Source organism: Microbacterium sp. JZ31, assembly GCF_016805985.1.
GTDB lineage: Bacteria > Actinomycetota > Actinomycetes > Actinomycetales > Microbacteriaceae > Microbacterium.
In genome coordinates this window covers 634,754-653,756 of record NZ_CP017661.1, presented here as the reverse complement: position 1 = coordinate 653,756, position 19,003 = coordinate 634,754, and the positions used below count along the sequence as shown (strand labels likewise).

The 19,003-nt window shown below is 70.6% G+C and carries 21 protein-coding genes and 3 tRNA genes; 8 read left to right on the top strand and 16 right to left on the bottom strand.

The window, feature by feature from the left end; translation table 11 throughout:
* Nucleotides 1-66 precede the first annotated feature (66 nt).
* A complete protein-coding gene (locus tag BJP60_RS03200) occupies nucleotides 67-1,530 on the bottom strand; it encodes an NAD-dependent succinate-semialdehyde dehydrogenase (RefSeq protein WP_203137525.1) in 1,464 nt (487 codons plus the stop codon).
* 245 nt (nucleotides 1,531-1,775) lie between these two features.
* Between BJP60_RS03200 and BJP60_RS03195 the strand changes: the two genes are divergently transcribed.
* Nucleotides 1,776-2,975 carry a pyridoxal phosphate-dependent aminotransferase gene (locus tag BJP60_RS03195; RefSeq protein WP_203137523.1) on the top strand — a complete coding sequence of 400 codons (1,200 nt, stop codon included), beginning with the start codon at nucleotides 1,776-1,778 and terminating at the stop codon, nucleotides 2,973-2,975.
* Between the two features lie 75 nt (nucleotides 2,976-3,050).
* On the top strand, nucleotides 3,051-4,511 hold the full coding sequence (locus BJP60_RS03190; RefSeq protein WP_203137521.1) for an MATE family efflux transporter: 1,461 nt from the start codon (nucleotides 3,051-3,053) through the stop codon (nucleotides 4,509-4,511).
* 27 nt (nucleotides 4,512-4,538) lie between these two features.
* Here BJP60_RS03190 and BJP60_RS03185 read toward each other — a convergent pair whose 3' ends face one another.
* Genes BJP60_RS03185 through BJP60_RS03170 form a run of 4 tightly spaced genes read right to left on the bottom strand, consistent with a single transcriptional unit; the run spans nucleotide 4,539 to nucleotide 7,414 of the window.
* A complete protein-coding gene (locus tag BJP60_RS03185) occupies nucleotides 4,539-5,678 on the bottom strand; it encodes a UDP-N-acetylmuramate dehydrogenase (protein WP_203137520.1) in 1,140 nt (379 codons plus the stop codon).
* Nucleotides 5,678-6,097: a MaoC/PaaZ C-terminal domain-containing protein gene (locus BJP60_RS03180; RefSeq protein ID WP_203137519.1), complete on the bottom strand. Its 420-nt coding sequence runs from the start codon at nucleotides 6,095-6,097 to the stop codon at nucleotides 5,678-5,680. The genes BJP60_RS03185 and BJP60_RS03180 overlap by 1 nt, the downstream gene beginning before the upstream one ends.
* On the bottom strand, nucleotides 6,094-6,540 hold the full coding sequence (locus BJP60_RS03175) for an FAS1-like dehydratase domain-containing protein (RefSeq protein WP_203137518.1): 447 nt from the start codon (nucleotides 6,538-6,540) through the stop codon (nucleotides 6,094-6,096). The genes BJP60_RS03180 and BJP60_RS03175 overlap by 4 nt, the downstream gene beginning before the upstream one ends.
* A 31-nt stretch (nucleotides 6,541-6,571) precedes the next feature.
* Entirely contained in the window at nucleotides 6,572-7,414 is an 843-nt protein-coding gene (locus BJP60_RS03170; protein ID WP_203137517.1) for a class I SAM-dependent methyltransferase, read from the bottom strand.
* A gap of 223 nt (nucleotides 7,415-7,637) precedes the next feature.
* On the opposite strand from BJP60_RS03170, the gene BJP60_RS03165 reads away from it, so the two are divergent.
* Entirely contained in the window at nucleotides 7,638-8,123 is a 486-nt protein-coding gene (locus BJP60_RS03165) for an FBP domain-containing protein (RefSeq protein WP_203137516.1), read from the top strand.
* 6 nt (nucleotides 8,124-8,129) lie between these two features.
* Here BJP60_RS03165 and BJP60_RS03160 read toward each other — a convergent pair whose 3' ends face one another.
* Both BJP60_RS03160 and BJP60_RS03155 read right to left on the bottom strand, forming a co-directional pair.
* Entirely contained in the window at nucleotides 8,130-9,116 is a 987-nt protein-coding gene (locus BJP60_RS03160) for a malate dehydrogenase (protein WP_203137515.1), read from the bottom strand.
* A 70-nt stretch (nucleotides 9,117-9,186) separates the two neighbouring features.
* Nucleotides 9,187-9,987 (bottom strand): sulfite exporter TauE/SafE family protein, encoded by an 801-nt coding sequence (locus BJP60_RS03155; RefSeq protein ID WP_203137514.1) that lies wholly within the window; start codon nucleotides 9,985-9,987, stop codon nucleotides 9,187-9,189.
* Nucleotides 9,988-10,166: 179 nt separating this feature from the next.
* On the opposite strand from BJP60_RS03155, the gene BJP60_RS03150 reads away from it, so the two are divergent.
* Nucleotides 10,167-11,315 (top strand): zinc-dependent alcohol dehydrogenase, encoded by a 1,149-nt coding sequence (locus BJP60_RS03150; RefSeq protein ID WP_203137513.1) that lies wholly within the window; start codon nucleotides 10,167-10,169, stop codon nucleotides 11,313-11,315.
* 17 nt (nucleotides 11,316-11,332) lie between these two features.
* Nucleotides 11,333-11,899: a hypothetical protein gene (locus tag BJP60_RS03145; protein ID WP_203137511.1), complete on the top strand. Its 567-nt coding sequence runs from the start codon at nucleotides 11,333-11,335 to the stop codon at nucleotides 11,897-11,899.
* Nucleotides 11,900-11,939: 40 nt separating this feature from the next.
* Here the strand turns inward: BJP60_RS03145 and BJP60_RS03140 are convergent, their stop codons facing one another.
* Both BJP60_RS03140 and BJP60_RS03135 read right to left on the bottom strand, forming a co-directional pair.
* Nucleotides 11,940-12,176, bottom strand: coding sequence for a hypothetical protein (locus BJP60_RS03140; protein WP_203137510.1), 237 nt, complete (start codon nucleotides 12,174-12,176; stop codon nucleotides 11,940-11,942).
* Between the two features lie 119 nt (nucleotides 12,177-12,295).
* Entirely contained in the window at nucleotides 12,296-12,625 is a 330-nt protein-coding gene (locus tag BJP60_RS03135) for a DUF7882 family protein (RefSeq protein ID WP_203137509.1), read from the bottom strand.
* Nucleotides 12,626-12,794: 169 nt separating this feature from the next.
* On the opposite strand from BJP60_RS03135, the gene BJP60_RS03130 reads away from it, so the two are divergent.
* Nucleotides 12,795-13,307, top strand: coding sequence for a MarR family winged helix-turn-helix transcriptional regulator (locus tag BJP60_RS03130; RefSeq protein WP_203137508.1), 513 nt, complete (start codon nucleotides 12,795-12,797; stop codon nucleotides 13,305-13,307).
* Between the two features lie 13 nt (nucleotides 13,308-13,320).
* Here the strand turns inward: BJP60_RS03130 and BJP60_RS03125 are convergent, their stop codons facing one another.
* Complete coding sequence (locus BJP60_RS03125) at nucleotides 13,321-14,067, bottom strand: alpha/beta hydrolase (RefSeq protein WP_203137502.1); 747 nt, start codon at nucleotides 14,065-14,067, stop codon at nucleotides 13,321-13,323.
* Between the two features lie 201 nt (nucleotides 14,068-14,268).
* Between BJP60_RS03125 and BJP60_RS03120 the strand changes: the two genes are divergently transcribed.
* Nucleotides 14,269-15,066 (top strand): DUF2382 domain-containing protein, encoded by a 798-nt coding sequence (locus BJP60_RS03120; RefSeq protein ID WP_203137500.1) that lies wholly within the window; start codon nucleotides 14,269-14,271, stop codon nucleotides 15,064-15,066.
* 133 nt (nucleotides 15,067-15,199) lie between these two features.
* Here BJP60_RS03120 and BJP60_RS03115 read toward each other — a convergent pair.
* The 4 genes from BJP60_RS03115 to BJP60_RS03100 all read right to left on the bottom strand — a co-directional run bounded on the left by BJP60_RS03115 (nucleotide 15,200) and on the right by BJP60_RS03100 (nucleotide 17,832).
* Nucleotides 15,200-15,273, bottom strand: a tRNA-Met gene (locus tag BJP60_RS03115).
* Between the two features lie 37 nt (nucleotides 15,274-15,310).
* Nucleotides 15,311-15,382: transfer RNA gene (locus BJP60_RS03110), tRNA-Thr, on the bottom strand.
* Between the two features lie 81 nt (nucleotides 15,383-15,463).
* Nucleotides 15,464-16,765: a M23 family metallopeptidase gene (locus BJP60_RS03105; protein ID WP_203137498.1), complete on the bottom strand. Its 1,302-nt coding sequence runs from the start codon at nucleotides 16,763-16,765 to the stop codon at nucleotides 15,464-15,466.
* A gap of 275 nt (nucleotides 16,766-17,040) precedes the next feature.
* Nucleotides 17,041-17,832 carry an inositol monophosphatase family protein gene (locus BJP60_RS03100; protein ID WP_203137496.1) on the bottom strand — a complete coding sequence of 264 codons (792 nt, stop codon included), beginning with the start codon at nucleotides 17,830-17,832 and terminating at the stop codon, nucleotides 17,041-17,043.
* Between the two features lie 108 nt (nucleotides 17,833-17,940).
* Here BJP60_RS03100 and BJP60_RS03095 point away from each other — a divergent pair, with 108 nt between their 5' ends.
* Entirely contained in the window at nucleotides 17,941-18,138 is a 198-nt protein-coding gene (locus BJP60_RS03095; protein WP_203137495.1) for a hypothetical protein, read from the top strand.
* Nucleotides 18,139-18,202: 64 nt separating this feature from the next.
* Here the strand turns inward: BJP60_RS03095 and BJP60_RS03090 are convergent.
* Together BJP60_RS03090 and BJP60_RS03085 are read right to left on the bottom strand one after the other, a co-directional pair.
* Nucleotides 18,203-18,284, bottom strand: a tRNA-Tyr gene (locus tag BJP60_RS03090).
* A 128-nt stretch (nucleotides 18,285-18,412) separates the two neighbouring features.
* Nucleotides 18,413-18,904 (bottom strand): FBP domain-containing protein, encoded by a 492-nt coding sequence (locus BJP60_RS03085; protein WP_203137494.1) that lies wholly within the window; start codon nucleotides 18,902-18,904, stop codon nucleotides 18,413-18,415.
* Nucleotides 18,905-19,003: the final 99 nt, after the last annotated feature.

Sequence of the window (19,003 nt, the reverse complement as noted above, 5' to 3'; positions counted from 1 at the left end):
ACGACGGAGGGGGATCCGCCCAGGCGGATCCCCCTCGTTCGTGTCGGTGACGCGCGGCGCGCGGACTCAGGCGTTCGGCAGGAACGTGTACTTCGTCGAGAGGTACTCGTGGATGCCCTCGAAGCCGCCCTCGCGGCCGACGCCCGACTGCTTGACGCCGCCGAACGGGGCGGCGGCGTTCGAGACGACGCCGGCGTTGAGGCCCATCATGCCGGTCTCGAGGCGCTCGATCATGCGGTGGCCGCGCTGCAGGTCCTCGGTGTAGACGTACGACACCAGGCCGTACTCGGTGTCGTTCGCGAGGCGCACGGCGTCGTCCTCGGTCGAGAACGTCGCGATCGCCAGCACGGGGCCGAAGATCTCCTCGCGCAGGATGGCGCTGCCCGGCTGCACGTCGGCCACGACGGTCGGCTCGTAGAACGTGCCGGGACCCTCGAGCCGGCCGCCGCCCGCGAGCACGGTCGCGCCGCGCTCGGTCGCGTCAGCGACGAGCTCCACGGCCTTGTCGACCGCGTCGGCGTCGATCAGCGGGCCGATCTCGACGCCCTCCTCCGTGCCGCGGCCGATCTTCATGCTCTTGACGCGCTCGGTGATCCGGTTGGCGAACTCCTCGGCGACCGACTCGTGCACGATGAAGCGGTTGGCGGCGGTGCACGCCTGCCCGATGTTGCGGAACTTCGCCTGCATCGCGCCGGTGACGGCCTTGTCGAGGTCGGCGTCCTCGAACACCACGAACGGCGCGTTGCCGCCGAGCTCCATCGACACGCGCAGCACGCCCTCGGCGGCCTGCGCGATGAGCTTGCGGCCCACCTCGGTCGATCCGGTGAAGGACAGCTTGCGCAGGCGCGGATCGGCGATGATCGGCGCCGACACGCGGCTCGACGACGCCGACGTGATGATGTTGACGACACCCGCCGGCAGACCCGCCTCGACGAGCAGCTGCGTGAAGAACATCGTCGTGAGCGGCGTGAGCTGCGGGGGCTTGATCACGACCGTGCAGCCCGCGGCGAGCGCCGGCGCGATTTTGCGCGTGGCCATCGCGAAGGGGAAGTTCCACGGCGTGATGAAGAACGCCGGACCCACGGGGCGCTGCGACACGATGATGCGTCCCGTGCCCTCGGGGTTCCCGCCGTAGCGACCCACGATGCGCACGGCCTCCTCGCTGAACCAGCGGTTGAACTCGTTGCCGTACGTGACCTCGCCCTTCGCCTCGGCGAGCGGCTTGCCCATCTCGAGCGTCATCAGCAGGGCGACGTCGTCGGCGCGCTCGCGCACGAGGTCGAACGCGCGGCGCAGGATGTCGCTCCGCTCGCGCGGCGGGGTGTTCGCCCACTGGTCCTGCATCGCGACGGCGGCATCGAGCGCGCGGATGCCGTCCTCCTCCGTGCCGTCGGCGACCTGCGCGATGACCTCGTTGGTCGAGGGATCGCGCACGTCGAACGTCTTGCCCGACGACGAGTCGACCCACTCGCCGCCGATGAACAGGCGGGTCTCGACCTCGGCCAGCAGCGCCTTCTCGCGTTCGTTCACGGTTGTCCTCCGGTTCGTCTTCACGGACCGCTGTCCCCGCGGCGTCGACGCCGGGGGTCGGTCTGTCCCTGCCGAGATTACGCCTCGCACGGGGCCCGTCGATGTGGGCTGGTGCCCGATGCTCGGGATCCGCTATGTGCGGTGTGCACACCTTCGCGGCGGTGGGCGTCATCGCGGACGCGATCGGTGGATTTCGTCCGCCGTCGTCGTCGAGCGCCGACGCGGCACCTACTACGCTCGTCGGTGTGACCGACCGCGCCCCGCTCTCCCGCAAGCTCTCCGCCATCGCCGAATCCGCCACGCTCAAGGTGGATGCGAAGGCGAAGGCGCTGAAGGCCGAGGGCAAGGCCGTGATCTCCTACGCGGCCGGAGAGCCCGACTTCCCCACGCCGGAGTTCGTCGTCGACGCCGCGACCGAGGCCCTGCGGGATCCGGCGAACTTCCGCTACACGCCCGCCTCCGGACTGCCCGCCCTGCGCGAGGCGATCGCCGCCAAGACGCTGCGCGACTCGGGCCTGGACGTCCCCGCCTCGCGCGTGGTCGTGACCAACGGCGGCAAGCAGGCCGTCTACCAGGCGTTCCAGGCCGTCGTGAACCCCGGCGACGAGGTCCTGCTGCCCGCGCCGTACTGGACCACCTACCCCGAGGCCATCCGCCTCGCCGACGGCGTGCCGGTCGAGGTGTTCGCCGGCGCCGACCAGGACTACAAGGTCACGGTCGAGCAGCTGGAGGCGGCCCGCACCGACCGCACCACCGTGCTCGTGTTCGTGTCGCCGTCGAACCCCACCGGCTCCGTCTACACGCCCGAGGAGACCAAGGCGATCGGCGAGTGGGCACTCGCGCACGGCATCTGGGTGATCAGCGACGAGATCTATCAGAACCTCACGTATGAGGGCGCCCGCGCGGTGTCGATCGTCGAGGCCGTGCCCGAGCTCGCCGAGCAGACGCTGCTGCTCAACGGCGTCGCCAAGACGTACGCCATGACCGGATGGCGCGTGGGCTGGATGGTCGGCCCGGCCGATGCGATCGCGCTGGTCGCGAACCTGCAGTCCCACCTGTCGAGCAACGTCAACAACATCGCCCAGCGCGCGGCGCTCACTGCGCTCTCGGGCCCGCAGATCGAGGCCGAGAAGATGCGCACGGCGTTCGACCGGCGCCGCCGGCTGATCGTCGACGAGCTGTCGATGATCCCCGGCGTCGAGGTACCCAACCCTCTCGGAGCTTTCTACGTCTATCCTGACGTGCGCGGCCTCCTCGGACGCGAGTGGGCGGGTCGAACCCCCACGACGACGCTCGAGCTCGCCGATCTCATCCTCGACGAGGCCGAGGTCGCCGTGGTGCCGGGCGAGGCGTTCGGCCCCTCGGGCTACCTGCGCCTGTCGTATGCGCTCGGCGACGATCAGCTGCTCGAGGGCGTGCGGCGCCTGCAGCGACTGTTCGCCTGACTTCTTCTCCTCGACGGCCGTCCCGCGATCGCGGACGGCCGTCGATCCGTTCCCTCACCCCATCCCGAAACGCACATGTCTCCTTCTCTCATCACGGGCTCCCCGTGGCGCGTCATCCTCGCGTTCGCCGTTCCCCTGCTGCTGGGCAACGTGGTCCAGCAGGTGTACCAGATTGCCGACACGATCGTGGTCGGCCGCTTCCTCGGGGTCGACTCCCTCGCGGCGGTCGGCGCGACCGGCAGCCTGCTGTTCCTGCTGCTCGGCTTCGCCTGGGGACTCACGAGCGGTTTCGCGATCCCGACCGCGCAGGCCTTCGGCGCGCGGGACCACGCCGCCGTCCGGCGCTCGGTCGCGGCCGGCACCATCCTGACGGCGCTCGTCACGGTGCTGCTCACGGCGCTCGCACCGCTCGTCTCGGGGCCCGCGCTCGCGCTCATGCAGACGCCCGATGAGCTCATGGCGGAGGCGACGGTCTTCACCCAGATCAGCTTCCTGGGCGCCGGCGCGATGATGTTCTTCAACTACCTCTCGGCGATCATCCGCGCGATCGGCGACTCGCGCACGCCGCTGGTGTTCCTCACGATCTCGTGCGCGCTCAACATCGCGCTCGTGCTGGCGTTCGTCGGCGCATTCGGCTGGGGCGTCGCGGGAGCGGCCCTCGCGACCGTGCTGGCCCAGACCATGTCGGTGCTGATGTGCCTGGAGTACGTGCGCCGCCGACTTCCCGTGCTGCACGTGCACCGCGAGGACTGGGGCGCCGCGCGCGCCGACCTGCGCGAGCACCTGCGCCTGGGCCTGCCCATGGGGTTCCAGGCGTCGATCATCGCGATCGGCACCATCACGGTGCAGGTGGCCCTCAACACGCTGGGCACAGAGGCGGTCGCGGCGTACACCACCGCGTCGCGCATCGACAGCCTCGCGATCGCGTTCCTGCAGTCGCTGGGGCTTGCCGTGTCGATGTACGCGGCCCAGAACATCGGCGCCCGCCGTCCCGACCGGATCCGGCGCGGCGTGGGCCAGGCGACCTGGCTCGCGTTGGTGGTCGCGGCTCTGCTCGGCGCGTTCATGATCGTGTTCGGCGCGTCGATCGTCCGCGTCTTCATCGGGGACGGCTCCGACGAGGTCGTCGAGCTGGCGCACAGCATGCTCGTCGTCAACGGCGTCTCCTACGTGCTGCTGGGCGTGCTGTTCGTGCTGCGCGGCGCCCTCCAGGGGCTCGGCCACACCCTGATCCCCACCGTCACGGGGATCATCGAGCTCGTGATGCGCGCCGGCGCGGCCATCGTGCTCGGCGGCGTCATGGGCTTCATCGGCGTCGCCCTCAGCAACCCGCTCGCCTGGCTCGGCGCTGTCGTGCTGCTGATCCCCTCCTACGTCTCGGCGCACCGCGCGCTGGGCGCGCTGCCCGTCGACCCGATCGAGGTCACCGCTACGACGGCCATCCCGATCATCGGCCCGACCGACGGCTCCATGGCCGTCGACGCGGTCGTGACGGCGCCGGCGCCGATCATGAGACGCCGCTTCCTCCGCCGCTGAGGTCCGCCGGCCGCGGCCCGGCCGCGGCTAGAGCTCGACGCCCACCAGGACGGGTTCCGGCATCAGCACGATGCCGAACTCCGACGCCACGCGGCTCTGTACGAAGCGCGCGAGCTCGCCGATCTCCTCGGCCGTCGCGCCGCCGCGGTTCGTGAGCGCCAGCGTGTGCTTGGTCGACAGCGAGGCGCGCGAGCGCGGCAGCTTGAAGCCCTTGGGAAGGCCCGCGTTCTCGATCAGCCACGCGGCGCTGACCTTCACCTGCGTCTCGACGTGGCTGGGCGGCGGGATGTACCCGTCCCACTGGGACAGCGGGATGACGGAGACGGCATCGACCGTCGGCGTCATGGGCCAGCGCGGGCACTCGGCCGGCAACGTCTGCGCCACGCCCTCCGACACGATGGGGTTGTTGAAGAAGGATCCGGCGCTGTGGGTGTCGTGGTCCGGCTCGTCGAGCACCATGCCCTTGCCGCCGCGGATCGCGAGCACGGTGTCGCGGATCCACGAGACGGAGACCGCCTCATCCGGAGCGATGCCGAGGGCGGAGCGCAGGCGCGCGTCCACGACCGGCCGCGGCTCGTGCCCGACGCGCGCGAGATCGAGCGTGAGCGACAGGACCACGGCCGAGCGCTGCGGCGCCGCGCCGTAGTGGTTCTTGAGCACCGATGTGCGCGGGCCGAGACCGAGCTCGCTCGCCGGCACGGTCGACACGTCGCCCGTCTCGGCGTCGATGAGATCGACCTCGACGAGCGTCTGCACGATCTCCTGACCGTAGGCCCCGACGTTCTGGATCGGGGCGGCGCCGGTCGTGCCGGGGATGCCCGACATCGCCTCGATGCCGCTCAGTCCCTGCGAGACGCTCCAGGCGACGAGCTCGTCCCAGTTCTGGCCGGCCTCGACGCGCAGCCGCACGTACCCGTCGGGCGCGCCGGGCACCGTCTCGAAGCCCGTCGTGAGGATCCGGATGACCGTGCCCGGGAACGGCTCGTCACCGGCGAGCAGGTTGGAGCCGCCGCCCAGCACGAACCAGGGCTCGTCGCCCGCGGCCCACACCTCGCGCAGCGCGGCGACCAGCTCGTCGCGCGTGTGCGCGTCGATCATGCGCTCCGGCGCCGCGCCGACGCGCAGCGTGGTGAGCTGCCGCAGCGGGATGGGGGCGACCTCGGGCATCACGCCCTCCGGACGCGCACCTGCGCCTTGCCGAGCACGCTCGTGCCGGAGCTCGTGACCGTGAGGTCGATGCGCGCGGTCTCGTCGTCGAGCTGACCGACCTTCGCCGACACCACGACGTCGGCGCCGTCCTCCGCGTCGACGACGATCGGCTTGCTGAAGTTCACGCCGTAGTCGACGATCCGGCCGGCATCGCCCAGCCACTCCCCGATCGTCGCGACCGCCAGCCCCATGGTGAGCATGCCGTGCGCGAGCACGCCGTCGAGGCCGACGCGAGCGGCGACGTCGTCGCGGTAGTGAATCGGGTTGAAGTCCCCCGACGCACCCGCGTAGCGCACGAGCGACTCGCGGGTCAGGTGGACCGTGCGCTCGGCGACGACCTCGCCCACGGTGAGGTCGCTCAGGGCTCCGGCGCTCATTCGTCTCCCCCGATCAGCAGCACCGACGTGGCGGTGACGACGTGGCCGCCGGCGGCGTCCGTGATCTCGGTCTCGCTCGTGACCATCGCGCCGGCGCCCATGGCGCGCAGGCCCGTCACGGTCATGCGTCCGCTGAGCTCGTCGCCCGCCACGATCGGCCGCGTCCAGCGGAAGCTCTGCTTCGCATGGATCGTGCGCTCGAGCACGATGCCCGAATCGGGCTGGGCGAGCAGCTGCTGCAGCGTCAGGTCCTGGATCACCATGGCGAACGTCGGCGGGGCGACGACGTCGGCGTAGCCGAGCGCGCGGGCCGCCTCGGGGTGGCGATGCTCGGCCGCGTCCGCGAACACGGCGCGGGCGAACTCGCGCACTTTCTCGCGGCCGACGAGATACGGCGGGGTCGGCGGAAACTGGCGACCCAGCAGTTCGGGATTCACAGGCACCGTTCGATCCTAACGACCGCGCCCCGAGCGCTCACTCAGGTCGGCGCGCCACCACGGTGAACGTGCTCGGAACGCGATCGCGCTCCTTCTCGGGCCACGCCCACCCGCCCGGCACCTCGACCATGCGGTCGCTGAAGCGCCACGGCAGCGTCGTGTCCTCGTCCAGCCGCAGGATCTGCAGGCCGGCTCCGATCAGCGCGTTCACGACCTCGGAGAGAGGGTGCGGCCACTCGTACGTCCGGGTGCTCGTGAGCATGCCGTCGCCGACGTACGTGGTCTCCTCGTCCCATTGCTGCGCCTGCCCGTTCGGGAAGTAGCGGTACGCGACGTGCAGGCCGGGTGCGTTCTCGTCGAGCGAGTACAGCGCGGGATGACCGTCGCGGATGTAGAACAGTCCGCCCGGCCGCAAGAGCCCCGCGATCTGCGCGGCCCAGCGATCCAGATCCGACAGCCACGAGATCGTGCCGATGCTCGTGTAGACGAGGTCGAAGTCGCCGGTCACGGCCGCGCGCGCGTCGAGCACGTCGCTGAGCACCCAGGTCATGGCGACGCCGTGGCGGCTCGCGAAACGTTCGGCGGCGGCGAGCGCCTCCGGCGAGAAGTCCACGCCCGTGACCGACGCGCCGGCGCGCGCGAGCGAGAGCGTGTCGGTGCCGATGTGGCACTGCAGGTGGCACACGTCCAGCCCCTCGAGCGACGGCACGAACTGCGCGAGCGCGGCGAGATCGAACCGGACGACGTCAGACAGGTGCGAAGGGTCGTCGTACGCGTCGAGCCCGTACGCCTGCTCGTGCAGCGCGACGCGCTCCTCCCAGTTCGCGAGGTTCGCAGAACGCGCCTCGTCCCATCCGATTGCCGCGTCCTCGCCCGCCATGCCCCCAGCCTAGGGTCGTAGACTCTCGGGCGTGTCCATCACGCGAGTGCCCCACGGGGCGAAGGAGGTCGCCGGCGCATTCCGCGCCGGCAGGAGCTGACGCGCACCCGCGCGCTTCCCTCCCGGCTGCCTCGGCCGCCGCTCCCCTTCGCCGCTCACCGCGGCTCCTTCGCCGCTCGCGGCGCCATCCGGATGCTCCGCATCCCTCTGCAAGGACACCTTCATGCTTCCTCTCACCGAGCGCGACATCCGCGCCTCCTTCGTCAACGCCAGCCGCAAGGAGGTCTCCGACCTCACCCTGCCCCCGGGATTCGACGACATCGTCTGGGACCGCCTCGACTACCTCGGCTGGGCCGACCCGAAGTTCCCGCGCCGGGCGTACGCCGTCGTCGAGCTGGACGGGCACCACGTCGGGATGCTGCTGCAGCAGGCCGAGCAGCGCACCGCCGCGCGTGCGCAGTGCTCCTGGTGCGACGACGTCACCCTGACGAACGACGTGCAGTTCTTCGCGGCCCGCAAGGCGGGACCGGCGGGACGCAAGGGGGACACGGTCGGCACGCTCGTGTGCGCGAACTTCGGCTGCTCCGCCGTCGTGCGGAAGCTCCCCCCGCTCGCCTACGAGGGCTTCGACCGCGAGGCCGCGCGCGTCGAGCGCATCCGCCGGCTGGGCGAGAACGTCCGCGGCTTCGCTCGCGCGCTCGGCGTCTGATCCGGCTCAGATGAGGCCGAGTGCGCCGACCGTGTCGCGCTCCTCGATCAGCTCCGCCACCGACGCGTCGATGCGCGTGCGGGAGGCGTCGTCGACCTCGAGTCCGTCGACGATCCGCCACCGTCCGCCGTCGGCCGTCGCGGGGAACGAGCTGATGATGCCCTCCGGCACGCCGTACGACCCGTCGGAGGGCAGCGCGACGGACGTCCAGTCGCCGGGCGCGGTGCCGTGCGTCCAGTCCCGCACGTGGTCGATCGCGGCGCTCGCGGCCGACGCGGCGGACGACGCCCCGCGCGCGGCGATGATCGCCGCCCCGCGCCCGGCCACGCCGGGGATGAAGTCCTGCTCGATCCAGTCGCGGTCGAGTCGCGGCGCCACGGGCTCGCCGGCCACCAGCGCGTGCGACAGGTCCGGGTACTGCGTCGAGGAGTGATTGCCCCAGATCGTGACGCGGGTGACGTCCGCCACGGGGACGTCGAGGTGTCGCGCAAGCCGGCTGAGCGCACGGTTGTGGTCGAGGCGCGTCATGGCGGTGAACCGCTCGGACGGCACGCTCGGGGCATGCCTCCGCGCGATGAGCGCGTTCGTGTTGGCGGGGTTGCCGACCACGAGCACGCGGATGTCGTCGGCGGCGCCCGCCTCGATCGCGGCGCCCTGCGGGCCGAAGATGCCGCCGTTCGCCGCGAGCAGGTCGCCGCGCTCCATCCCGGGCCCGCGCGGCCTCGCGCCCACGAGCAGCGCGATGTTCGCGCCGTCGAACGCGGCTCGCGGGTCGTCTGCGAGGTCGATGCCGGCGAGCAGCGGGAAGGCGCCGTCGTCGAGCTCCATCGCGGTGCCCTCGACCGCCTTCATAGCCGGCGGGATCTCGAGCAGGCGCAGCCGCACCGGCGTCTCCGGGCCGAGCATGTCGCCCGCGGCGATGCGGAAGAGCAGCGCGTAACCGATCTGGCCGGCGGCGCCGGTGACGGTGACGGTGACGGGTGTGCGGGTCATCGTGTGCCTCCTGGCGCGGGTGCGGACGATCTCATCCTGCCTGCGCGCGTCGGCGACGTCGAGGTCCGGCTCAGTCCTTCGGCTTGCGGCCGGCGCGGATCGCCCGCTGCGCCATCTGGATCGTCAGGATGACGAGGAAGATCACGAACAGGATGTTCGCCAGCTGCGGGTCGATCGCCCCCGCGACGATCGCGCCGAGCGGCGTCGTGAGGCACGCGGCGATGCCGATCCCGAGGCCGGCGAGCAGGTCGACGTTCTTGTGGCGGAGGTTCCCGATCGTGCCCGACATGGTGGTCGGGATCATCATCAGCAGCGACGTGCCCTTGGCGACGAGGTCGCTGGCGCCGAAGAGCAGGATCAGCACGGGGACGACGATGATGCCGCCGCCGACGCCGATGAGGCCCGACATGACGCCGGTCACGAGCCCCGTGAGCACGAGCGCGGCCCCCAGCCAGAACGTGAGCTCGAGCTCGGCGTCGCGCGAAGGGATCACGAAGAACAGGCTGATCATCACGGTGATGAGGAAGCCCACGAAGATCCAGCGCAGCACGGGCTCGGACAGCCGGTGCAGGAGGCGCGTGCCGATCTGGGCGCCGACGACGGCGCCCGCCGCGAGCAGCAGGGCGGCGATCCAGTCGACGTCGCCGTTCACGGCGTAGGAGATGACGCCGACCGCGGCCGTGGGGATGATCGCCGCCGACGACGTGCCCGACGCGAGCTTCTGGCCGAACGCCGCGAGCATCACCAGCAGCGGCACGATCACGGTGCCTCCGCCGACGCCGAACAGCCCCGAGAGGAAACCGGAGAGCAGGCCGATCGCGGCGTAGGTCAGCAGGGCCTTCGGGCCACGGGCGCGCAGCGAGTCGATCACCGGGACACCTTACCGGCTCGGCGTGACGGCGATGGAACCGGGGCCCGGTCGGGACGCGTCACCGCCGCGGACCTGAAGGATCTGCCGCCGCATCGCACATCGTCTCCCGGAGGGCAAGAGCCTTGAGCGATCCGACGGGCCGGAGAGATCGTGGGCTCACACGGCGAGAAGGAGGCGCGATGAAGGCGATGGTGTACCGCGGCCCGTATCGGGTGCGCATCGAGGAGAAGGACATCCCGGCGATCGAGCATCCGAACGACGCCATCGTGCGTGTCACGCGGGCCGCGATCTGCGGATCGGATCTGCACCTCTATCACGGCATGATGCCCGACACCCGCGTCGGGACGACGTTCGGTCACGAGTTCATCGGCGTCGTGGAGGCCGTCGGGCCCTCCGTCGCGAACCTGCAGGTCGGCGACCGCGTGATGGTGCCGTTCAACGTGTACTGCGGGTCGTGCTGGTTCTGCGCGCGCGGCCTCTACTCGAACTGTCACAACGTCAACCCCAACGCCACCGCGGTCGGCGGCATCTACGGCTACTCGCACACGTGCGGCGGGTACGACGGGGGCCAGGCCGAGTACGTGCGCGTGCCGTTCGCGGACGTCGGGCCGATGGTCATCCCGGAGTGGCTGGACGACGAGGACGCCCTGATGCTCACGGATGCGCTGCCCACCGGGTACTTCGGCGCGCAGCTCGGCGACATCACGGAGGGCGACACGGTCGTCGTGTTCGGCGCCGGCCCCATCGGGCTGTTCGCCGCGAAGTCGTCGTGGCTCATGGGCGCCGGGCGGGTGATCGTGGTCGACCACCTCGAGAACCGTCTCGCGAAGGCGCGCGAGTTCGCGCACGCGGAGACCTTCCACTTCGGCGAGTACGACGACATCGTGGTCGCCCTGAAGAAGGCGACGGATCATCTCGGCGCGGACGTCGCGATCGACGCCGTCGGCGCGGAAGCCGACGGCAACCTGACGCAGCACATCACGGCGGCCAAGTTCAAGCTGCAGGGCGGCTCGCCGATCGCGCTGAACTGGGCGATCGACTCGGTGCGCAAGGGCGGCAACGTCTCGGTCATGGGCGCCTACGGCCCGATGTTCTCGGCCGTGAAGTTCGGCGACGCGATGAACAAGGGCCTGACGCTGCGGATGAACCAGTGCCCGGTCAAGCGTCAGTGGCCTCGCCTGCTCGAGCACATCCGCGCCGGGTACATCAAGCCCAGCGAGATCATCACCCACAGGCTGCCGCTCGACGACATCGCCGAGGGATACCACATGTTCTCGGCCAAGCTCGACGGCTGCATCAAGCCCGTCATCGTGCCGAGCGCGGCCTGAGCGGAGAGGAGACACCGATGCCGTACACCGCAGACGATCCGAGGCAGTGGTCACCCGACGAGCTGCGCGCGCGCATCCCCGGATGGGGCGTCGACAGCGACCCGGCCGACCGTCCGTCGTATCCCAAGCAGCGGTTCGCGCCGGGCGAGACCGGCGCGCACTGGGAGCTCCCGGACCAGCAGCCCGAGCACGCGCCGCGCGAGCGCTCGATCGAGCACGCGCGACTCACGCCGGTCTTCGGCACCGTCGCTCCCCTGCGGGGCCTGTCCGGCGCGATCCGGCGCTTCGCCTACGCGCGCTTCAGCGAGGGGCGCGCGGCCCACTGGCTGCTGCTGATCCTGGGCGACCGCGTGGACGTGATCGAGAGCTCCGTGACGTCGCTCGTGTCCGGGCATCCGGATGAGCTGGTCTCCGAGACCGGCGTGCTGAGCGAGAAGCGCCGGCACGGCATCGCATCGCGCTTCGGCCGTGGGCGCGTGGACGTCAAGCATCAGTGGATCGATCCCCTCCTGGTCGTCGGCCCGTGGCTCCTGGCGAGCTGGGGCGCGATCGCGCTCGTGAGGAAGGTGTTCCGCTCGCGCTGAGCGAGCGTGGCCGCGCCGTTTCATGACGGCGTGGCCGACCTCACGACGGACGAGGACGGACCCGATCGTCGCCTTCGTCGTCGCCGGAGAGGCCGGCCTCGTCAAGTGCGGCCTGCTCCGAGGCGGTCGCGGGGCCGCCGGATCCCTCGTCGCCCGCGTCGGAGAATCCGGCGAAGTCCGTCTCGCCGTGCTCGGTGGCCAGGCGATCGGCATCTTCGTGGTCGAGCCGCGCCGCCTCACCGTGCGGCTGTTCGGGGGAGCTTTCGTGAATGTCCATCCCGGCACGTTAACGCTCCCTCACGCCCGCGCGGATGGGGTTGCCTTCCGTGAGCGCGACATGCAAAAGGCCGGCTCCGACACGAATCCTCGCGTCTGAGCCGGCCGTGTCGGCGCGGGTCAGGCCGCGCGGCGTGCACCGCCCTCCATGGCGGTCAGCGCGGGAGCGACGTTCGGGCTGAGATCCATGCCGCGCAGAGAGGCAGCGGCCTGCGCGAGCTCCTCGAGGAGGCGGCCGTCCATGGGGATCTCGGACTCGCACACGAAGCGGAGCGGAATCGACGGCTGCACCCAGACGGTCTCGCGCCCCGGACCCTCGCTGCGCTGCCAGGACATCACGAACGACTCGTTGCGACGGAGCTTCGTGAAGGCCACCACCTGCACGTGCGCAAGCAGCGCGTCGTCCACCTCGATCGCCTGCTCGGTCGGTCCGTAGAACAGCTGCCCCATGACGTCCTCCTCGATCGTGCCGTGCCGCTCGATGAGGCGGCTCCCGCGTGGGATGGCTTGTTGTAAGTCACACTAATAGTACGATGGACGAATAATCAAACGGTCGCGGCGCGTCGCATCGGAACCGAGCCGTCACCGGGATGGGAGGGAGGGAAGTATGCTCACCGAGATGTCATCCATGCACGACGCCTCCTCGGGGTACTGGTATCCAGACTCCGACGGGGCATCGACAGTCGACGTACTCAACCTGCTGCGGCGGTATCGCAACGCCGAGACCGCCATGCGCGCGCGCACGCGCTCGTCGATGCGGATGAACGAGACGGATCTCATGGCGCTGCGCTTCCTGCTGCGCGAGCAGCACGCCGGCAGACCGGTGCGACCCGCCGACCTCGCGAACTACCTCCACATCTCGCGCGCGTCCGTGACGGCGCTCGTCGACCGCCTCGTGCGCGATGATCACGCGACCCGTGTGCCGCATCCCACGGACCGGCGCACGCTGATCATCGTTCCCACGTCGCACAGCGACGAGGAGGTGCGCGCCACCCTCGGCCCCATGCACCAGCGGATGCTGCGCCTGGTGGATGGACTCACCGAGGCGGAGCGCGCGGTCGTCGCGCGCTTCCTCGCCGGAATGGCCGCCGCCGTGGAGGAGGCCGCGGACGACCAGAAGGCTTCGGCCTGATCCGAGCCGTCGGCTAGCGGTCGGCGAACGCCCCCACGAGGGCCGTGAGCTCGGCGGTCATCACGTCGTCGGGGATCGTCACCGGCCCGTCGCCCGCCTGCGCACCGTAGTCACCGAATGACGCGTGATTCGCACCGGCGATCTCGACGAACTCGGCATCCTCCGGAAGCTTCGGCCGGGCCGCCTCGATCTTCTCCGCCGTCGAGAGCCCGTCGTTCGAGCCAGAGATCGACAGCACCGGAAGCTCGGACGCCGAGAGGTCGGCAGAGCAGTACGAGCCGAAGAGCACGAGGGCGTCGGCATCCGCCGCGAGCTGACACGCGCGCACCCCGCCCAGCGAGTGTCCGCCCACCATCCAGCTGCCGACGTCCGGGGCGAGCGCCGTGAAGTCCCCCACGGGCCGCGGATCGAAGAAGGCGAGATTGAGCCACGGGCGCGTGATGACGACAGTGATCCCGTGGTCGGCCACGAGATCCGACAGCTTCGCGGCGTAGGCCCACGGGTCGACCTTCGCGCCCGGGACGAAGACGAGACCGACCTCCCCCGCGCCGTTGTCGTCGGACGGCTGCAGCACGATCGCCGCGGAGGTGTCCTCGTAGGCGATCGCCGGGTCCTCCTGCACGGCGGCGAGCGGCTCGGGCTCTGCCGCCATGACGCCCACCTGGCTCCAGATGACGATGCCGGCGACGGCGACGACGAGGACGCCTCCGACGACGCCGAGAGTCCACGCGACGATCCGCCGCGCGCGCTTGCTGCTCATGCGTCGAGCCTAGGGACGCCGACCTGGCGGATCGCCGGGCGCTGCGTCTAAACCTCGCCGCCACGCCCGTCAACCCCGTCGTGTGCGTGCGTGCCGCGATGGAACGTGTAGGCCCTCCCAGGCGCCGGTCGGAGACCCCTCATCGGGGTTGCGGGGAAGAGGTCCGGCGGTGTCGACAACACAACAGAAGGAAGCGGCGACATGATCGACTCCAGCAACATCAGCAGCATCTTCGACGCGAAGGTCGTCGACCGGGACGGCTCGAAGGTCGGCACCGTCAAGCAGGTCTACGTCGACAAGGACAACGGGGAGCCGAACTTCGTGACCGTCGCGACCGGTCTGTTCGGCACCTCCGAGAGCTTCGTGCCGCTGCAGGGCGCACGCTTCGAAGACGACGAACTCCGCGTCGAGTACGACAAGGAGACCATCAAGGACGCGCCTCGCATCGATCCGGACGGCGACCTCTCCGACGAGGAGAACGACACCATCTGGGACTACTACGACGGCCACGCCGGGCGCACGACCGGCGGCTTCGCGGGCACCGGCGCGACCACCGGCACGGACGCCGATCGGGCGGGCAGCGACGTCGACGGATCGGACGGAACGGCGCACGGCGACGCCGATGACGCCATGACCCGCTCGGAGGAGCGCCTCTCGGTCGGCAAGGAGAGCGTCCCCACCGGACGTGCACGGCTGCGCAAGCACATCGTCACCGAGCAGCGGAACATCACAGTGCCCGTGCAGCGCGAGGAGGTCACGCTCGAACGGGAGCCCATCACCGACGGCAACGTCGGAGACGCGATGAGCGGACCGGAGCTGACCGAGAGCGACCACGAGGTGACGCTCAACGAGGAGCAGGTCGTCGTCGACAAGGAGACGGTGCCCGTGGAGCGCGTGCGTCTCGACAAGAACACGGTCACCGACGAGCGGAGCGTCTCGGAGGACGTGGCTCACGAGGAGGTGGATCTGGAACAGGACGACAGCGACCGCCGGCGCTGATCGAGACCCCGGACCGAGCCCCCGTGGGCTTCGCCCCACCGGGGCTTCTCCTCGCACAGACGTACCCCTGCGCTTGGACACGAAGAAACCCCCGGAGTTCCTGATCGGATCAGGTTCCGGGGGTTGATTCCTGTAGCGGAGGCGGGACTCGAACCCGCGACCTCACGATTATGAGTCGTGCGCTCTCACCAACTGAGCTACTCCGCCGCACAGACATTCGCGGAGTGATCCGTCGGATGTCGAGAGCCCCGAGTCAGGATTGAACTGACGACCCCTTCCTTACCATGGAAGTGCTCTGCCACTGAGCTATCGGGGCGTGCTGCCCGCGCCGGGGCAACCAGACGAGGATATCATCCTCCGGGCGTGGACTCGAACCGAGCCCGCTCCCGCGCGCGTCTCACTCGCCCGCATCCTCGGCCGGAGCACCGGCCACCTCGGCGGCCTGCTCCTCGGTGTAGTGCGTGCCGGCGTGCTCCTCGAGCCAGGGCATCGGGTCGATCGCCTGCCCGCTCGGAAGCCGGAGCTCGAAGTGCAGGTGCGCGCCGAACGAACGACCCGTGTTGCCGACGAGGCCCAGCGTGTCGCCGACCTCGACCTCGTCACCCGCCGACACCTTGAGCGAGCCGTACTGCATGTGCGCGTAGTGGCTTGTGATGAGCTGACCGTCGATCACGTGATCGATGTAGACGTTCACGCCGTAGGCGCCGCCCGACTCGGTAGCGATGCGCACCGTTCCGGCGGCGATCGCCTGCACGGGAGCTCCCGCACCCGGCGTGAAGTCGATTCCCTCGTGCAGACGTCCCCATCGCTGACCGAACGAGTAGGACTTGCTCGTGCCGAGAACAATGGGCCACTGGATGTCGGCGGTCGGGTCGTTGACGTAGAACGCGTTGGCGGTGTTGATGCCGGTGACCGCTGCCATCTCGGCGAACGTGGTCGTCTCGTAGCCGCCCGACCCCTGCACTTCGGCGTTCTGCACCTCGGCCGGCGCGACGAAGGCCTGGATCTGCTCGTCGGTGTCCTCGGCGGGACCGGCGGCGATCGACATCTCGCGGACGTCGACGCTCTCGGTGGAGGCCAGCGCCGCGAACGGGGTGGTCATGCCGACGGCCATCAGCCCCACGACGCCGAAGGCGCCGAGCGAGGCGGTGACGGTTGCGACGCGCCGTGCGGCGGAGGGGCGAGCACGGCGGGCGCTGTGGTGCGCACCGACGCGCGGAGCGGCGGGAGCGGCCGGCCGCGGCTCGTCGGAGGCGACGGGCGTCTCGCCCGTGAAGTTGAGGGCACGGGCCGCCTCGGCGAACAGGTCGACGGGCTCCTCCGGCGCGGCACTCTCGGGCGCGACCTCGTCGACGACGGGCTCGTCGGCGACGGGCATCGCGGCGGGCGCGATCGCAATGGGGGCGGTCATCACCGTCTCGAGCGAGACGTGCGCCACGGGCTCCTGCGGCACCGGCACGGCGGGGACGTCGATCGGAGTGCGGCGGCGCGAGCGGTGCGGGGCGACCGGGAGGACGACGGCCTCGGAGCGCGCGGCGACCTTCGACGAGCGGCGGGTGGCCGGCACGACGGGAGCGGGCACTGCCGCGTCGGAGGCGACGGGGGCGGCGATCACCGAGGGAAGGGCCTCGCCGGACTGCATGAGGGCGTTCGCGTCGCCGATGCGAAGCTGACGCCGCGTCAGTGGCGCTTCGGCCACGGGGCGCTCCGCTGCGACACGACGTGAGCGGCGCGAGAGCGGCGCGGGCTCAGTCGGGGGGACGTCGAAGGGCACAGTCAACTTTCGGGGTAAGCGCCGCGGGAAGCTTGGGGAGCGGGCGCGTAAACACGGGTCGGGTTCGTCATCCGCGTCTCGGGCGACTGGATAACGATTCAGTAAACAGTAACCGCTATACGCTGAAAGCGCCATCCGCAGATTCCCGTTCGCCGGGATGGATGGGAGCGATCTCAGCGCGGCGGCGGGCGGCGCCGGAATCAGCCGAGGATGCGCGCGCGGAGCTCCTCGAACAGCGCGGACCCCGCGACGATCGTGAGCGAACGACCGTACTCGTCCGGCGCGAACCAGCCCGTGCGTCCGCCGGCCTCGTCCACCAGCAGCCGGCCGGCCGCGACGTCCCAGGGCTTCAGACCCCGCTCGAAGTAGCCGTCGAGCCGGCCGGCCGCGACGAACGACAGGTCGAGCGATGCCGCGCCGATCCGGCGGATGTCGCGCGCCAGCGGCATCACGCGCGCGAGCGTGTCGAGGTCGCCCGCGTGGGTGGCCTTGTCGTAGCCCAGGCCCGTCGCGACGAGCGCGCCCGCGGGCGCTTCCTCCGTCACGCGCAGCCGCTCGCCGGCGAGCCAGGCCCCCTCGCCCGACGCGGCGTGGAAGGTGTCGCCCAGCGCGGGGGCGTGCACGACGCCGGCCAGCGCACGCCACTCCCCCGGATCCCGCGATCCCTCGACCGCCGCGATGCTGACGGCGTACGACGGCATCCCGAATGCGTAGTTGACGGTGCCGTCGATCGGGTCGACCACCCACGTGATGCCGCTGGTGCCGTCGGCGTCGCCCGACTCCTCGCCCAGGAAGCCGTCGTCGGGTCGAGCCTCGGCGAGGCGCCCGCGGATGAGCGCCTCGACTTCGCGATCCGCCTCCGTGACGATGTCCGCGATCGTCGACTTGGACGCGGCGATCGAAACTCCCTCACGCCTGCGCCGCTGTGCCAGCTCGCCTGCCTCCTTCGCGATCTCGAGGGCGAGGTCCTGGAGCTCGAGCGGAGACGTCATGCCTTCACGCTACCGGCGCATGGAACGACGACGCTCGGACCGGCGCGATGACCTCTCGTCGGATGACGTCCCCTACCGCGTGGGTTCATCGTCCGACACCATGACAGGATGCGCGACGACGTCTCCGCATGGATCTGGACAGCCCTCCTGGTGCTCGCCGAAGTGACCATCGCGGTGCTCACCGTCGCGGTGGGCGGCGCGCCGATCGCGCTCGGGGTCCTGATCGGGCTGTCCGCGCCGTTGACGCTCGCGCTGTCGTGGATGCACATCCGCGGAGGCCGGGCATCGTCGCGCGATCGACGTTGACGCGCTCCTCGTCGAAGGCAGGAATGACGAAGCCCCCGGGAGTACCGGGGGCTTCGTTCGGCGGTGGCAAGTGAGGGATTCGAACCCCCGAAGCATTACGCGGCTGATTTACAGTCAGCTCCCTTTGGCCGCTCGGGCAACTTGCCAAGGCGCACCCGACCGACTTTTCCAGCCAACCGGAGACGCAGGAGCCAATGTTACCCGCACTCGGCCGTGCGTCGAAATCGCGCGGTGCGACCGGGCGCGGCGGACCCGCAGTGCGGACGATGCCGGCTCAGGCGGCCTTGGCGAGCACGCGCTCGACGAACTCGTGCGTGCGACGGGTCGTGCCGTCGATCTTCATGTCGACGCTGCCGCGGTACTCGTTCGGCGCCAGTGGCATCGCGAGGCGGACGTTCTCGTGGCACGACAGGTCGGCGCAGATGTAGGTGCCGACGCTGTCGCCGTGCTCGCCCGCGTCGCCCGCCTTGCGCGCCGTGAACAGCGCGACCTGGTTTCCGGGCTGCATCGTGCGGCAGATGTTGCAGAAGGCCGAGCGCGCGCGCGAGGCACCTTCGGCCGCGCGCAGCACGACACCGGTGACCTCGCCGCCCACCTCCGCGACGATGTAGCCGCGGCCGCGGGAGCGCGGGTCGCGCCACGCGAGGAAGTCGAGATGATCCCACTCCGTCAGCAGGAAGTCGTGGGGCAGGGCGATGACCGATGCGTCGGTCTTCTCGGCGTTGACGAACGACTGGCGGAGCTCCGCCTCGGTGAGCGCGCGCATGCAACCTCCCGGATGTCGGCCCGGCGGGGTGCCGGACTCCCGCGAAGATTCTACGAACCGGAGCGGACACCCGGCCTCGGCGCGACGACACTGCCGCAC

Coding starts and splice junctions, on each gene's coding strand:
- BJP60_RS03125 (WP_203137502.1), bottom strand. CDS start 14,067: ATGAGCAGCAAGCGCGCGCGGCGGATCGTCGCGTGGACTCTCGGCGTC.
- BJP60_RS03145 (WP_203137511.1), top strand. CDS start 11,333: ATGCCGTACACCGCAGACGATCCGAGGCAGTGGTCACCCGACGAGCTG.
- BJP60_RS03180 (WP_203137519.1), bottom strand. CDS start 6,097: ATGAGCGCCGGAGCCCTGAGCGACCTCACCGTGGGCGAGGTCGTCGCC.
- BJP60_RS03095 (WP_203137495.1), top strand. CDS start 17,941: ATGCGCGACGACGTCTCCGCATGGATCTGGACAGCCCTCCTGGTGCTC.
- BJP60_RS03100 (WP_203137496.1), bottom strand. CDS start 17,832: ATGACGTCTCCGCTCGAGCTCCAGGACCTCGCCCTCGAGATCGCGAAG.
- BJP60_RS03185 (WP_203137520.1), bottom strand. CDS start 5,678: ATGCCCGAGGTCGCCCCCATCCCGCTGCGGCAGCTCACCACGCTGCGC.
- BJP60_RS03190 (WP_203137521.1), top strand. CDS start 3,051: ATGTCTCCTTCTCTCATCACGGGCTCCCCGTGGCGCGTCATCCTCGCG.
- BJP60_RS03140 (WP_203137510.1), bottom strand. CDS start 12,176: ATGGACATTCACGAAAGCTCCCCCGAACAGCCGCACGGTGAGGCGGCG.
- BJP60_RS03130 (WP_203137508.1), top strand. CDS start 12,795: ATGTCATCCATGCACGACGCCTCCTCGGGGTACTGGTATCCAGACTCC.
- BJP60_RS03120 (WP_203137500.1), top strand. CDS start 14,269: ATGATCGACTCCAGCAACATCAGCAGCATCTTCGACGCGAAGGTCGTC.
- BJP60_RS03150 (WP_203137513.1), top strand. CDS start 10,167: ATGAAGGCGATGGTGTACCGCGGCCCGTATCGGGTGCGCATCGAGGAG.
- BJP60_RS03135 (WP_203137509.1), bottom strand. CDS start 12,625: ATGGGGCAGCTGTTCTACGGACCGACCGAGCAGGCGATCGAGGTGGAC.
- BJP60_RS03170 (WP_203137517.1), bottom strand. CDS start 7,414: ATGGCGGGCGAGGACGCGGCAATCGGATGGGACGAGGCGCGTTCTGCG.
- BJP60_RS03085 (WP_203137494.1), bottom strand. CDS start 18,904: ATGCGCGCGCTCACCGAGGCGGAGCTCCGCCAGTCGTTCGTCAACGCC.
- BJP60_RS03160 (WP_203137515.1), bottom strand. CDS start 9,116: ATGACCCGCACACCCGTCACCGTCACCGTCACCGGCGCCGCCGGCCAG.
- BJP60_RS03165 (WP_203137516.1), top strand. CDS start 7,638: ATGCTTCCTCTCACCGAGCGCGACATCCGCGCCTCCTTCGTCAACGCC.